This window comes from Grimontia indica (assembly GCF_000333895.2).
GTDB classification, from domain to species: domain Bacteria; phylum Pseudomonadota; class Gammaproteobacteria; order Enterobacterales; family Vibrionaceae; genus Enterovibrio; species Enterovibrio indicus.
On record NZ_ANFM02000007.1, the window covers coordinates 41,442 to 54,583 of the forward strand.

Consider the following 13,142-nt stretch of genomic DNA (forward strand, 5'->3'; position numbering starts at 1 on the left):
GGGTCTACAGACCCTCATCGGATAAAGAAAAACAGGCTCTGAAGTCAGAGCCTGTTCGCGAGGTTATTGACGCGCCAATCGATTGTTTTCGCTTGGCGTTTTACCCATATTAGTACGGTATGGGTTGATGTCTAGGCCACCACGACGGGTGTAACGTGCATAAACGGTCAAAAGCTCTGGTTGGCAGTACTTCATCAGATCAGTGAAGATGCGCTCAACACACTGCTCATGGAACTCATTATGGCGGCGGAATGACACAATGTAGCGCAGCAATTTTTCACGGTTGATGCGCTTACCTTTATAAGCAATGCGTACAGAGCCCCAATCTGGCTGGCTGGTGATCAGGCAGTTAGACTTCAACAGATTACTGTTCAGGGTTTCAGTCACTACTGGCCCTTCAGCCGCGCCTTCGAGCAGTGATGAATCGAACTCATAGTTGTCGATTTCGATATCTTGCTCGTCAATGTTCTCGCCACCAAAAGCAATCACTGGGGTATTGGTGAACTCTTCCAGAGGGGAAAGTGTTACGTCCACATCAGCACCTGCACACGCTGATAGGTCTTTCGCCAGCGCGTCTACCACTTCCTGCCAGCTTTCAAACTTGGTTTGGTTAAAACTGTTCAGATAAAGCTTGAAAGACTTGGATTCAATCAGGTTTGGCGTCGTGGATGGCAGGCGAACTTCACCAATCGCCACCTGCGGTAGCCCTTTTTTGTTCAGCCAAGACAGTTCGTAGAGCGTCCAGATATCGTACCCGGTAAATGGCAGCGAATCGCCCAAATCAAGGTCATCGCGGTTAAGGCTTCGTGGTACGGGTTGCAGCAGCTCAGGGGCATAATGCTCCTGATAGTCCGTTTTCTGACCCAACGTCAGGCCAGCAAGTTCTTTTGCATCTTGATATTTGCTCATACGGTTTTGCCACGGATCGATTAGAATGCGCAAAGTTTACTGAATCTTGAGGAATCTTGCTAATGAATCACTCTGTCTCCCGTGCGCTTTGGTCTTTCAGTGAGCGCTTTGTGGACGCCTGGCACAAGAAACACGGTTCTAAGCCACAAAGCGAGGCCTATCTTGGCCTGGAATCGCCTTGTGTGGTGCAGGAAACTGACGAGGTGGTGATTTGGCAACCGGTTCAACGTAAAGAGCTGGCGGATTTCTCCAATGTTGAAGAAGGCATTGGTATTTCGTTGCATGAGGACATTAAGTCGTTTTATGCGGGACAGTATTGCGGTGATATGACGGCAAGGTTTGACGGACACTCTCTGGAGCTCATCCAAGTGTGGAGCGAAGAAGACTTACCGCGTCTTCAAGAGAACATGCTGGGCCATCTTCTGATGCAAAAACGCCTTAAACACAACCCGACCATCTTTATTGCGGCGACGGATGATGAACTGGATGTGGTTTCGATTTGTAACGTCAGCGGTGAAGTGATCAAGGAGCGTATTGGCACCAAACAGCGAATGGTGCTGGCACCCAACATTGAAGCGTTTCTAGAGCAGTTAGAGCCAGAGGTATAATCGTCTATGTATGTGGTTGAACTGACGTTTGAGTGCTTCGACGATACAACCATTTCTGCGGTAGACCGCGCAGTAAATGGCCTGATGGATGCCCTTCGCTACAACGGTCAGGTGCTGGGGCGCGAATTTCCGATGGTACTGGGCGATGGGCAATTCCATGTCCGAGCTGTTTGTCCTGAAAAAGATAGTCTGAACCCTAAGAACAATAGCCCACAGGTTAAACAGAAGTTGAACCAACTGGCGGATGCGAGTCTTTTGTCACCCAAGGTGAAGGTGTTAGGGCGTGATATCAATTCTGAAGAGAGCGCACCAGAGATTGAGCGCAGCTGGCAGGTGATGTACACCACTTATGTTCATACCTGTTCACCGTTGCGTTGCGGTGAAACCTTATTGCCCATACCGCTTTACCACATCCCTGCGACCTTTAACGGCGATCATAAAGCGGAAGTGAAGTGGCAAACTGAATGGCAAGCGTGCGATGAAATTCAGATGGCTGGGGCGTTCAAAGCTGAACACGCCGCGCTGGCGGAAATTCAGGACGTAGAGAGTCTGCTGTTTCGAAAAGGCTGGGACATTCGCGGACGTATCGAGTATCTGACCAAAGTGCCCACCTATTACTATCAGTACCGTGTTGGCGGGAAGGATGCGGAATCGGAGTTGACTCGGAAATGCCCAAAATGCGGTGGCGACTGGTTACTTGAGTCACCACTGCACGATGTATTCCACTTCAAATGCGACGATTGTCGGTTGGTATCGAACTTATCGTGGGATTTTCAGTAATCCTACTTTAAGCCAATTAAGGAAGGCGTTGCTCAAGGGCTTCAAGACGTTCTGTCAGTGCCTTAACCTGCTCTTCTAAATCTTTAATGCGGGCTTCCGCACTGTCATCCTTTTTCACCAGCTCGACTTTTGGCACTGTGCCGCTTTTTTTCCAACGCTGGAGCGCGCTGATGATAAGCGGCATGGGCACCGGGCTGGTGAGACGACTTTTAATTAACGCGACAGTCGGCTCTTTCCCCTCACTCACCAAAGATTGAATGGCTTGCTCAAGTAGGGGGGTAAAATCAGTACTCATTGTCTCTTCCCTAATTTCAAAATCCGTGGTTTACACGACGTGGCTAGGGGCAATGAATAACGCAACTTCAGTCCTTACGCAATAAAGTATCGAGAGTGTCAATTTGCTCAACCCAATCGGCATCCTGCAACTTTGCCTCTTCGAGAAACTGTTTTTGACTCGCAGACCAAAAAGCAGCTGAGGTTAAATTTTCACCTGATTCTAAATGGTGATCAGCAATAAAGGAGTTGATAGCTTCTCTATCAGAGGGGAGCCCCAATTGCTGAAACAGGTTTTCAAGATTGTGGTTAAACACTTCCATCAATGTTTCCTCCATCGGCCCAACGACTTTTTAGTGTTTCGAAAGTATAGAAGCTCGTGTTCAATCCGGTCTCAATCGCTTGTGAGAGATCTCTTACAAACTGGTAGGACTATCCTGTTTTCTTACGAGGAAATGTCTTTTTTCTTTTTATTAAAGACATTAAAAACAATGAGTTACTATTTGTGTTTTGCTGAGGGACTAATTTTGTGACTGCAGTCTGGCTTGGGTGGGTTGCTTAGGAAACTGTTTCGCGTAATCTTTGCGGTGTCGGAAGGATACTGACACACGGAACAGGAACTAACGCCACGGAACTTGGCAGCTCAGGAAGAGCAGGTGATGCAAGGATTGTGTTACCAGCAAGGAAAGCGGATTAGGGACACGGAAGGAACCGTACAGTAGACAGGAAGTTTGCTGGTCAGGAAGACACTTAGGACAACCCGGGATTGGGGGTTTAAGGAATCACTTCAGGACGAAGTAAAGGACACCCTCAGGACGAGGATGAGAGTCGAGACTGGGACAGCTCGATGGGTCAAGGTAAGACCGAAGGACACCTCCAGGACGGAGAGATAAGGATAACGCTGAAGGAATCAGCTACTGATCAAGGATTGATGCAGGGAGCAAATTTCGTAGCCGGATAGCTGCAAGTAAGACCTTAAGGGCGCGACGAAAGTCGCGCCCGTTCTTTTTTGTGCGATTGGTATTACTCCTCCAACACCGGATATGCCGGCATATAAATCTCTTTGATTCGCATCCCTTTCATCACGGCATAGCCCTGGTAGCAATCCAGACCATTCACAGAAAACTCAAAGTAGTAGCGGGTTTGAATATCCAATGGGCCTTTTGGCCAACCAAAGGAATGACTGCCCCGCGCTATTGAAATCAACTGCACGTTAGTTTGCTGGCATCGACGGACGATATAGTTTTTCGCCAGTTCACTCTGCCGGCGTTGTTGCCAGAATAAGCTGGCAACGATAGCGATAAGTAATATCCAAAACAGATCAGCAGTCATTTTAAGCCTTCACGGATTGCTGGAGTTGTTTCACTGCATCAAGCAAAGCTGGCGATGCGGAGCCGTGCAGTAAAGCTAACACCTGTGGACGAAGCGCTGGGATCATCACCAGATCAGCGACCATCTGCTGGAAGAAAGCCTGATCTTTTTGATCAGCAACGGCGATAAGAAAGGCGTCTAATAGTGGTTCATTTGATAGTGCTTGCCAACAGCGCCCTGCAATCGCAATCAACATTTCACGGTGACGGAGCGCTTCAGTTGCCAGCATACGTTCAATGACACCGTGCACAACGTCCGGCTTGGCGCCAGCCAATGCCCTAACATGAGCAGTGAGAAGGAACAGGTCTGTTTCGTCACCAGACAGCATGGCCTGAATGTCTTCCTCAAGACGCGCAGCCAGTGAGTCCGGAATATCGCAATGCTCGAGACAGCCCAGTAATGCATATTTGGGTGGCTGCGGCATGTTCGAGAGGGCTTTACGCAAACGGGTAAGGTTGTTGTGCTTGTCCATGCGCGCGCACAGATCGGCAATTCCCTGAAGCCCTACTCCTTGCCACTCCTCCCAGCCAAGCTCACCTGAAGCGTAATGTTGTGCATGGTCATAATACTGGCTGGCAGGCTGGTTCAGCTTAGCGGTGAGGAAAGCATGGAAAATGGCTTTCTTATCATCCTGCGGATTGAAGGTATATGGGTTTGCAGCAAGCTTTTCCTGTTCTTCTTCCGTCGGGGTTTTATCCAGTGTCGCGCCCATGGCTTGAGCCACATATTGGATGAAATCGCCAAGTGCTGCCTGGTTGAGAAGGCCACGTTCATCCAGAGGCATTTTTAAAAACCAGATCCATGGGGCTTGATTCGGTTGCCAGAATGCAATGCCGATTTGCGCATGTTGCTGCGCAGGAAAAGGATAGGGCATGCGGTTTTCTTCAATCGCCACAAAATCTTTGTTACTAATAGGCGTGACGCGTCGGCTGAGATCGAATACCAGAAATTCGCAGTTTGCCTGACTCAATATGGCGTTAAGAGAGAGCGTATTTTCCATGATGACTTCTAATTCGTGTTGCCTTCATTGGCGGAGAGTGAAACAGCGGTGAGTGTACCATTCTCGCGGCTTTGGGCGGCGATGGATTCGTAACAGCGCTTTTCACTGAATGTTGCTGAACGATGGGAGTGTGGATTTCAGATCGCTCGGCATTGATTAGTGATATGCTTGCGCCAGTTTGATATTTCAACCCATTGGACGCAAAAGCGGGTAAAAGAGAGCAATTTCTATGAGCAAACACGAAAAAGTCGGTGCCTTGCTGTTGGCACTCAAAGACACGCTAGAAGTGCATGGTCACTGGCAAAGTGAGCCACCCTCGAGCGAGGCTCTTTCAAGTGTCGAGCCTTTCGCGGTTGATACTTTGAGTTGTGCCGAATGGCTTCAATGGATTTTTATCCCGAAAATGGCGTTCCTGTTACAACACGGCCAACCTTTGCCAGAGTCATTTTCTATTGCTCCTTATGTGGAAGAAGCCATGCGTGGTCAGGAAGGGCATGCAGACATTACCCGTGTTTCGATGGACATTGATGCTCTGTTTATACCGCAATAACCGTTTTTAAGATGCAAACTGAACTAGAAATAATTTATCGCGATGAGTGGCTGATCGCCGTTAACAAGCCTTCAGGTATGTTGGTGCACCGCTCTTGGCTCGACAAAGGCGAAACCCGCTTTGTCATGCAAACGTTGCGAGACCAGATTGGCCAGCATGTTTTTCCACTTCATCGATTGGACCGCCCAACCTCCGGTGTTTTGCTTTTTGCGCTTTCGTCCGAAATGGCTTCACAAATGATGCCAAAGTTCGCCGGGCGCGACATTCACAAAACCTATCATGCGGTTGTTCGTGGCTGGATTAAAGAAGGTGCAACGCTCGATTATCCACTCAAAGAAGAACTGGATAAGGTGGCTGATAAATTCGCGACGGCTGAGCCAGAAGCCAAAGAGGCGGTCACTGAATACCGACCGGTTGCGCATGCGGAGTTACCGATCCCTATGGGGCGCTACCAAAGCTGCCGTTACACGCTGGTGGAAATGAAACCGCATACTGGCCGTAAGCACCAGCTCCGCCGTCACATGCATCACTTGAGTCACCATATCGTGGGTGATGTGAATCATGGAGACGGGCGACACAATCGCCTGTTCCGTCAGGAATTTGAATGTCATCAACTGCTGCTTCATGCGTCACGAACGGAATTTCAGCATCCGGTAACCGGTGAAAACCTGGTGATTGAGGCCAAGGTTGATGAAGTTTGGCGAAGGGTGCTTGAAGGTTTGGGATGGGGCAGAGCGCTCTGAGGAAGAGCAAGTCTCAGGATCCTAGATCCTGAGACCTTTTTTCTAGAGTTTTTCCAGATCGGCTTCGATTTCGGCGATCTTGCTGGCAACCACTTTTTCTAAGTGACGTAGGTCGCGAAGGATTTTCTTCTTGGTATCCTGCTCGCTTTTCTCGTGGCGCACGATTTTATCCAGTTCATCTACGACCAGCGACAAACTGCGGTTGATCTCCGTGACTTCACGGAAGCGGCCGCTGCCACTGTCAACCACCACATTCTTTCTCTGGCGTGGGTATTTGAACTTAACGCTCTTGGCAAACAGCTCGCCTTTGGCTTTGTGAAAGTAGATTTTCAGCGTGTCTGAATTGGCTTCTTGACGCAGGGTGTAACGCTCGATGTTCTCTGGATGTTCGATACCGATGTTTTTCAGATTCTGATACATGTTTTACCCCTTCTATCGTCAGAACAGACTACGGTTCAATCACTTATTGTTCACTTTAGCAGCATCCTTTCTTCAGCCCCAACCATTGTTATGATCAATGTCTGAGACTTGTGGTCGAGATCGCCCAATATGCTGACTGAGCGAAATTCTCCAGTTTCATTCACCACTAATTTGCATCATTTAAGGCATCAAATAGTGCTTCTTTCAGCGTTTTCTGAACTTCGTCAGAAAGCGCCTGGCGTTCACCATCAGTCACAATGAAAAAGTCTTCTGCACGCTCACCAATAGTGGTGATTTTTGCCGCTTGCAGAGACACACCTTCGCGGGCGAATACTGCACCTACACGTGCCAAGAGTCCCGGTGTGTCCAGGGCGACCAGTTCAAGGAGTGTGCGACGTCCCGTGCGAGTCGGTAGGAAAGAGACCTGCGTTTTCACATTAAAGGCCATCAACTTACGGGACGCACGTTTGACCGGAATCGTGATCGGCCCATCCTGAGTGAGTGCCAATGTGACACCCTCGCGGATTTTCTCGTGCCGGTCGGGTTGAATCGCTTCGTTATGTGAGTCCAACACCATAAAAGTGTCCAGTGCGAAACCATCTTTACTGGTCATGATTTGTGCGTCGTGGACGCTGAGATTTTTCTTATCAAGCGCGGCGACCACACGGGCAAACAGGCTTGGTCTGTCCTGACTGTAAACGAAAATCTCGGTGCCACCACGGGTGGCATTCTTGCTGACCAGTACCAAAGGCTCATCACCTTCGTGGCTCAGAATGTGCTCACTGTGCCAGGCGATTTGCTTGTGGGTGTGACGCAAGAAGTAATCCGCTTTAAAACGCTGCCAAAGCAGCTCAATTTCCCGCGGTGTGTGACCGTGTTTACGCAGCAGGGCTGATGCCAAATGTTGGTTATGGCGGATACGTTCACGAATATCTGGCGGGTTTTCCAACCCACGACGCAACGCTTTCTGGGTGGAGTAGTAAAGCTCTGCCAGAAGAGTACGTTTCCAGCTGTTCCAAAGCTCTGGATTGGTGGCGTTGATATCGGCCACGGTCAGGCAAATCAGGTAGTCGAGGCGTTCTTCATCACGCACTTTCTGGGCAAATTCAGTAATGACTTCCGGATCGTAAATATCGCGGCGCTGAGCGGTGACAGACATCAGGAGGTGATTGCCGACCAACCAGCTGACAAGGTTCGCCTCAGGGCGAGAGAAGCCGTGATCGATACAGAAGCTATAGGCCTCTTCTGCGCCAATTTCTGAGTGATCGCCACCGCGTCCTTTGCCAATGTCATGGAAAATCGCTGCCAGTAAGAGAAGCTCCGGTTTCGCCAAGCGAGGGTAAACATCACAACAGATAGGGTGCTTGTCGCGGTTTTCTTCGTAGCTATAGCCGTTAATGTGTTTGAGCAGGCGGATAGTGTGCTCGTCCACGGTATAGGCGTGGAAAAGGTCAAACTGCATCTGGCCAACTATTTGGCTCCATTGTGGCAGGTAGGCTGACAACACGCCGTGCTTATGCATCAAAGGGAAAGCTTTGTGCAGCGCATTTGGGTGGCGGGTCAGGGCGATAAATTTCTCTTTCGCTTCTGGCACATCGCACAGAAAGCGGTTCAAACGTCGGCGCGCGGTGCGGAGCTGTCTGAGCGTCGGTGCTGAAATGGATTCAATCGATTTGTCGTTAGCGATGTGCAGGAACATGTCGATGATGGTGTCGGGACGTGCCTGGAACAATGCTGGCTTGCGCGCTTCAATCTGGCGGCCATGACGCTGGAAATCATCGCTCAGCACTTCAATGGTTTTGCTGTCGGGCTCGTTTTCAATCGCCTGTGCAAACAGGCGGATCAGCATTTTGTTGAGCTCAGACACTCTTCCCAGTGTGCGGTAGAAGTCTTTCATCATGAGCTCTATGCCACGGTTTCCTTCGCCTTGGTAACCGAGAGTTTCAGCAACAGAAGGCTGATGGGCGAAGGTGAGGCGGTTGTCATAACGACGGAGTTCAAGGTGCAGGGCAAAACGGATGCGCCACAGCATCGTCTGGCATTCGTCGAGTTCACGGAATTCGGCATCAGTCAAAAAACCGTATTTGCTCATTTCTCGCAGGCTAGTGGCACCGAAATGACGGCGCGCAATCCAACTCAGGGTATGGATATCACGAAGACCGCCTGGGCTGGATTTGATGTCTGGCTCCAGATTGTAGGCTGTATCATGGTATCGGGCATGACGCTCTTTTTGCTCTTTAACTTTGGCTTTGAAGAATCTTTCGCTGGGCCAGAACTGCTCAGAGTGAATGCGGTTTTTCAATTCATGGAAGATTCGTTCACTGCCGCAAAGCAATCGGGATTCCTGTAAATTGGTGGCGACGGTCAAATCGTCGAGGCCGACATCCATGCACTCAGCGAGGGTACGCACGGAATGACCAACTTCCAGTTTTAAATCCCATAACAGTGTTACGAACTCACTGAGACGCGTTTGGTAGTTTTTATCTATGCCGTTTTCAGAGAGGATCAAAAGGTCGATATCAGAAAGAGGGTGAAGCTCTCTGCGTCCGTAACCGCCTACGGCAATCAGCGAAAGGTTGGGATGATGATGAAATTCGAAATGTTGCCACAGCCTTTCCAGCAAGGCGTCAATGTAATCTGAACGCTGGTAAACCAAATCCGTGACGGGCTTGCGTTCAAGAAAAGCGGCTTTCTGTTGTTCACCGAACAGTGACAGCTGATTTTTAAGCTCAGTAAGATTCAGCTGCTCAGCGGTCAGTTCATTGGGTGAGAGCAAAACGTTGTTCATTGTCATCCTTGATAAAAAAAGTCGGCGCATTGGCCGACTTCTGTTTTTTGAATTATGCGTTGTTCAAAATGCGAGGCAGTTTTTCCTCACTGCGCAGAGTCAGGATTTCACAACCGGTGTCCGTGACCAGAATCGTGTGTTCCCATTGCGCGGATTTCTTGCCATCAACGGTATATACCGTCCAGCCATCATCATCATCCAGCAGAGTGCCAAATTTACCTGCGTTGATCATTGGCTCAATGGTAAAGCACATACCCGCTTTAATGACGGTGCGGTCACTGTTCTTGTAGTGCACCACTTGCGGCTCTTCATGGAATTCAGCACCAATACCGTGACCACAGTAATCTTTCACGATTGAGTAACGCTTTGGACGGTTTTTGATGAACTTTTGGATTTCCGTACCGATGTCACCAATGCGCGCGCCAGGTTTCACTTTTTTCAGGGCTTGGTAGAGGCTTTCCTGTGCGACGTGACACAGTGCTTTGTCTTCCGCTGACACTTCACCTACCAGGAACATTTTTGACGTGTCGCCGTGGTAGCCGTCTTTAATCACTGTGATGTCGATGTTGATGACATCACCATCTTTCAACACGTCAGTTTTACTCGGGATACCGTGACATACAACGTGGTTAATTGATGTACAAATAGACTTTGGAAAGCCGTGGTAGTTGAGCGGTGCTGGGATCGCTTGCTGTGTCTCTGTGATGTATTTGTGGCAAATATCATCTAGCTCTTCAGTCGTCACACCCGCTTTTACGTGCGGTTCGATCATCTCAAGCACTTCTGCCGCAAGGCGACCGGCCTCACGCATTTTTTCGATTTCTTCAGCCGATTTAATAGTGGCGCTCATTGCTTTCTCTCAGTTGGCTCCCTTAACTGAAACAGCAAGGGAGGAATTGACTGCTATTACTACATATTATCAATCGCATCGCCATGTGGGAACCTTACCCGGCGACTCACTGACTTTTTTATGCTGGATTCTAAGGCGCTTTTTATGGTATAAAGCGCGCCGAAATACGCCTTAATGGTTAATCGGGTCTTCCGGTTCTGTTTAGGTGGTTTCGACAAACACTTATTTTTTAACACACACACATATCGGCACATGCTCCGGGGTGCCCTTTGAGGGTCGGATGTATGGGATATGTGGAGGCCTAACCCCAAGAGGAATTAAAATGGCTACTGTTTCAATGCGCGACATGCTGAAAGCTGGTGTTCACTTCGGTCACCAGACTCGTTACTGGAACCCTAAGATGAAGCCGTTCATCTTCGGTGCACGTAACAAGGTTCACATCATTAACCTAGAAAAAACTGTACCAATGTTCAACGACGTACTGGCTGAGCTGACCAAAGTTGGTGAGCGTAAGGGTAAAGTACTGTTCGTTGGTACTAAGCGTGCCGCTAGCGAATCTGTTAAAGCAGCAGCAGAAAGCTGTGATCAGTACTACGTGAACAACCGTTGGTTGGGCGGTATGCTGACTAACTGGAAAACTGTTCGCCAGTCAATCAAACGTCTGAAAGATCTGGAAACTCAGTCAACTGACGGTACTTTCGAGAAGCTGACTAAGAAAGAAGCTCTGATGCGCACCCGTGAAATGGAGAAACTTGAGAAGTCTCTGGGCGGTATCAAAAACATGGGCGGTCTGCCAGACGCACTGTTCGTAATCGACGCTGATCACGAGCACATTGCTATTAAAGAAGCAAACAACCTGGGTATCCCAGTGTACGCGGTAGTTGATACCAACTCTGACCCAGACGGCGTTGACTTCGTTATCCCAGGTAACGACGACGCGATTCGCGCAGTTCAACTGTACCTGAATGCTGCAGCTCAGTCATACACTGAAGGCCGTAGCCAGGACATCGTAGCTCAAGCAGAAGACGAGCTGGTTGAAGTCGCTGAATAAGACACTTGCTCCTTGTGAGCGTTCTTAGCCATCAGACTGTCACAGACAGCACTGTAAGCTAAGTAGGTTAGCAGGGGCCAACTATGGGCCCCTGATTTTTACCCAAATAGTTTCGAATCGAGGAATGAACAATGGCTGTTACCGCTGCCCTGGTAAAAGAACTGCGCGAACGCACTGGCGCAGGCATGATGGAATGTAAAAAAGCGCTGGTAGAAACTAACGGCGACATCGAGCTGGCGATTGAAAACATGCGTAAGTCAGGCGCTGCTAAAGCTGCTAAGAAAGCAGGTAACGTAGCTGCTGAAGGCGCAATCATCATCAAAGAAGTTGATGGTGTTTCTGCTCTGGTTGAAGTTAACTGTCAGACTGACTTCGTTGCTAAAGACGGCAACTTCACTGCTTTCGCAAACGCAGTTGCTGATGAAGCAGCGGCAACCAAAGCGACTGTAGAAGAGCTGCAAGCGAAATTCGAAGATGACCGCGTAGCGCTGGTTGCTAAAATCGGTGAAAACATCTCTATCCGTCGCGTAGCTTACGTTGAAGGTTCAGCGATGGCTTCTTACCGTCACGGCGAGCGCATCGGTGTTGTTGTTGCTGGTGAAGGCGACGCAGAAACTCTGAAGCACATCGCAATGCACGTTGCTGCATCACGTCCAGAGTACGTAACTCCTGACGACGTACCAGCTGACGTAGTTGCTAAAGAGCGCGAAGTTCAAGTAGAAATCGCGATGAACGAAGGCAAGCCTAAAGAAATCGCAGAGAAAATGGTTGAAGGCCGCATGAAGAAATTCACCGGCGAAGTTTCTCTGACTGGTCAACCTTTCATCATGGAGCCTAAGAAATCTGTAGGTGACATCCTGAAAGAGAAAGGCGCTTCTGTTTCTACTTTCATCCGCCTGGAAGTGGGTGAAGGTATCGAGAAAGCAGCTGGCATGAGCTTCGCAGAAGAAGTTGCAGCCGCTCAGAAAGGTTAATTCCTCTTTGAGACCCAAAAGACCGCAGAACCCTGCGGTCTTTTCACAATCCCATCCGTAGAAGTTAGTGCCTAAAGGTAGTGAGAATGACTACAAACCCAAAACCAGCTTATCAACGAATTTTGCTTAAATTGAGTGGCGAAGCGCTGCAAGGTAAAGAAGGCTTCGGTATCGATCCGGCTGTGCTTGACCGCATGGCACAAGAAATCAAAGAACTGGTTGAACTTGGAGTACAAGTTGGCTTGGTTATCGGTGGTGGTAACCTATTCCGTGGTGCAGGCCTTGCAGAAGCGGGTATGAACCGGGTTGTGGGCGACCACATGGGTATGTTGGCGACTGTAATGAACGGTCTGGCTATGCGTGATGCACTGCACCGTGCCTATGTGAACGCGCGGGTTATGTCTGCTATCCCTCTGAACGGTGTGTGTGACAGCTACAACTGGGCGGAAGCTATCAGTCAACTGCGCAACGGCCGTGTGGTAATTTTCTCTGCAGGTACAGGCAACCCATTCTTCACCACAGATTCAGCAGCATGTCTGCGCGGCATTGAAATCGAATCTGATGTTGTGATTAAAGCCACCAAGGTTGATGGCGTTTACACTGACGACCCAGCGAAAAACCCGGATGCAGAACTTTACAGCCACCTGGCTTACCAGGACGTGCTGGAAAAAGAATTGAAAGTGATGGACCTTGCTGCCTTTACTCTGGCTCGCGATCACAAGATGCCGATTCGTGTTTTCAACATGAATAAGCCAGGTGCACTGCGCCGAGTTGTGATGGGTGAGCAAGAAGGCACACTAATTAATAACGGTTAATCAATTTTAG

General features: G+C 49.2%; 15 protein-coding genes. 7 read left to right on the top strand and 8 right to left on the bottom strand.

Going from position 1 to position 13,142, the window contains the following annotated elements; all coding sequences use genetic code 11:
- Positions 1-63 precede the first annotated feature (63 nt).
- Entirely contained in the window at positions 64-909 is an 846-nt protein-coding gene (queF, locus tag D515_RS04340; RefSeq protein ID WP_002536353.1) for an NADPH-dependent 7-cyano-7-deazaguanine reductase QueF, read from the bottom strand.
- Between the two features lie 62 nt (positions 910-971).
- On the opposite strand from queF, the gene syd reads away from it, so the two are divergent.
- Positions 972-1,517, top strand: coding sequence for a SecY-interacting protein (gene syd, locus D515_RS04345; RefSeq protein WP_002536356.1), 546 nt, complete (start codon positions 972-974; stop codon positions 1,515-1,517).
- A gap of 6 nt (positions 1,518-1,523) precedes the next feature.
- Positions 1,524-2,297, top strand: a complete 774-nt coding sequence (locus D515_RS04350; RefSeq protein ID WP_002536357.1) for a Zn-ribbon-containing protein — start codon at positions 1,524-1,526, stop codon at positions 2,295-2,297.
- 16 nt (positions 2,298-2,313) lie between these two features.
- Here the strand turns inward: D515_RS04350 and D515_RS04355 are convergent, their stop codons facing one another.
- The 4 genes from D515_RS04355 to D515_RS04370 form a co-directional block, all read right to left on the bottom strand.
- Positions 2,314-2,592, bottom strand: a complete 279-nt coding sequence (locus D515_RS04355) for a DUF5320 domain-containing protein (RefSeq protein ID WP_002536359.1) — start codon at positions 2,590-2,592, stop codon at positions 2,314-2,316.
- Between the two features lie 67 nt (positions 2,593-2,659).
- A complete protein-coding gene (locus tag D515_RS04360) occupies positions 2,660-2,893 on the bottom strand; it encodes a DUF2789 family protein (protein WP_002536361.1) in 234 nt (77 codons plus the stop codon).
- A 700-nt stretch (positions 2,894-3,593) separates the two neighbouring features.
- A complete protein-coding gene (locus D515_RS04365) occupies positions 3,594-3,902 on the bottom strand; it encodes a DUF3301 domain-containing protein (RefSeq protein WP_002536363.1) in 309 nt (102 codons plus the stop codon).
- Between the two features lies 1 nt (position 3,903).
- Positions 3,904-4,941, bottom strand: a complete 1,038-nt coding sequence (locus D515_RS04370) for a DUF3549 family protein (RefSeq protein WP_002536365.1) — start codon at positions 4,939-4,941, stop codon at positions 3,904-3,906.
- 229 nt (positions 4,942-5,170) lie between these two features.
- Here D515_RS04370 and D515_RS04375 point away from each other — a divergent pair, with 229 nt between their 5' ends.
- Both D515_RS04375 and truC read left to right on the top strand, forming a co-directional pair.
- Positions 5,171-5,491 carry a YqcC family protein gene (locus D515_RS04375; protein ID WP_002536367.1) on the top strand — a complete coding sequence of 107 codons (321 nt, stop codon included), beginning with the start codon at positions 5,171-5,173 and terminating at the stop codon, positions 5,489-5,491.
- A gap of 11 nt (positions 5,492-5,502) precedes the next feature.
- Positions 5,503-6,234, top strand: coding sequence for a tRNA pseudouridine(65) synthase TruC (truC, locus tag D515_RS04380; protein WP_002536369.1), 732 nt, complete (start codon positions 5,503-5,505; stop codon positions 6,232-6,234).
- A gap of 42 nt (positions 6,235-6,276) precedes the next feature.
- On the opposite strand, the gene D515_RS04385 is transcribed toward truC, so the two are convergent.
- The 3 genes from D515_RS04385 to map form a co-directional block, all read right to left on the bottom strand.
- Entirely contained in the window at positions 6,277-6,654 is a 378-nt protein-coding gene (locus D515_RS04385) for a DUF3461 family protein (protein ID WP_002536371.1), read from the bottom strand.
- Between the two features lie 166 nt (positions 6,655-6,820).
- Positions 6,821-9,442, bottom strand: a complete 2,622-nt coding sequence (glnD, locus tag D515_RS04390) for a bifunctional uridylyltransferase/uridylyl-removing protein GlnD (RefSeq protein WP_002536373.1) — start codon at positions 9,440-9,442, stop codon at positions 6,821-6,823.
- 52 nt (positions 9,443-9,494) lie between these two features.
- A complete protein-coding gene (map, locus tag D515_RS04395; protein WP_002536375.1) occupies positions 9,495-10,292 on the bottom strand; it encodes a type I methionyl aminopeptidase in 798 nt (265 codons plus the stop codon).
- A 322-nt stretch (positions 10,293-10,614) separates the two neighbouring features.
- On the opposite strand from map, the gene rpsB reads away from it, so the two are divergent.
- From rpsB to pyrH, 3 genes are all read left to right on the top strand, one after another.
- Positions 10,615-11,343 carry a 30S ribosomal protein S2 gene (gene rpsB, locus D515_RS04400; RefSeq protein WP_002536376.1) on the top strand — a complete coding sequence of 243 codons (729 nt, stop codon included), beginning with the start codon at positions 10,615-10,617 and terminating at the stop codon, positions 11,341-11,343.
- 131 nt (positions 11,344-11,474) lie between these two features.
- Positions 11,475-12,317 carry a translation elongation factor Ts gene (gene tsf / locus D515_RS04405; RefSeq protein ID WP_002536377.1) on the top strand — a complete coding sequence of 281 codons (843 nt, stop codon included), beginning with the start codon at positions 11,475-11,477 and terminating at the stop codon, positions 12,315-12,317.
- Between the two features lie 86 nt (positions 12,318-12,403).
- Positions 12,404-13,132 carry a UMP kinase gene (gene pyrH / locus D515_RS04410; protein WP_002536378.1) on the top strand — a complete coding sequence of 243 codons (729 nt, stop codon included), beginning with the start codon at positions 12,404-12,406 and terminating at the stop codon, positions 13,130-13,132.
- Positions 13,133-13,142: the final 10 nt, after the last annotated feature.

Coding starts and splice junctions, on each gene's coding strand:
- queF (WP_002536353.1), bottom strand. CDS start 909: ATGAGCAAATATCAAGATGCAAAAGAACTTGCTGGCCTGACGTTGGGT.
- syd (WP_002536356.1), top strand. CDS start 972: ATGAATCACTCTGTCTCCCGTGCGCTTTGGTCTTTCAGTGAGCGCTTT.
- D515_RS04350 (WP_002536357.1), top strand. CDS start 1,524: ATGTATGTGGTTGAACTGACGTTTGAGTGCTTCGACGATACAACCATT.
- D515_RS04355 (WP_002536359.1), bottom strand. CDS start 2,592: ATGAGTACTGATTTTACCCCCCTACTTGAGCAAGCCATTCAATCTTTG.
- D515_RS04360 (WP_002536361.1), bottom strand. CDS start 2,893: ATGGAAGTGTTTAACCACAATCTTGAAAACCTGTTTCAGCAATTGGGG.
- D515_RS04365 (WP_002536363.1), bottom strand. CDS start 3,902: ATGACTGCTGATCTGTTTTGGATATTACTTATCGCTATCGTTGCCAGC.
- D515_RS04370 (WP_002536365.1), bottom strand. CDS start 4,941: ATGGAAAATACGCTCTCTCTTAACGCCATATTGAGTCAGGCAAACTGC.
- D515_RS04375 (WP_002536367.1), top strand. CDS start 5,171: ATGAGCAAACACGAAAAAGTCGGTGCCTTGCTGTTGGCACTCAAAGAC.
- truC (WP_002536369.1), top strand. CDS start 5,503: ATGCAAACTGAACTAGAAATAATTTATCGCGATGAGTGGCTGATCGCC.
- D515_RS04385 (WP_002536371.1), bottom strand. CDS start 6,654: ATGTATCAGAATCTGAAAAACATCGGTATCGAACATCCAGAGAACATC.
- glnD (WP_002536373.1), bottom strand. CDS start 9,442: ATGAACAACGTTTTGCTCTCACCCAATGAACTGACCGCTGAGCAGCTG.
- map (WP_002536375.1), bottom strand. CDS start 10,292: ATGAGCGCCACTATTAAATCGGCTGAAGAAATCGAAAAAATGCGTGAG.
- rpsB (WP_002536376.1), top strand. CDS start 10,615: ATGGCTACTGTTTCAATGCGCGACATGCTGAAAGCTGGTGTTCACTTC.
- tsf (WP_002536377.1), top strand. CDS start 11,475: ATGGCTGTTACCGCTGCCCTGGTAAAAGAACTGCGCGAACGCACTGGC.
- pyrH (WP_002536378.1), top strand. CDS start 12,404: ATGACTACAAACCCAAAACCAGCTTATCAACGAATTTTGCTTAAATTG.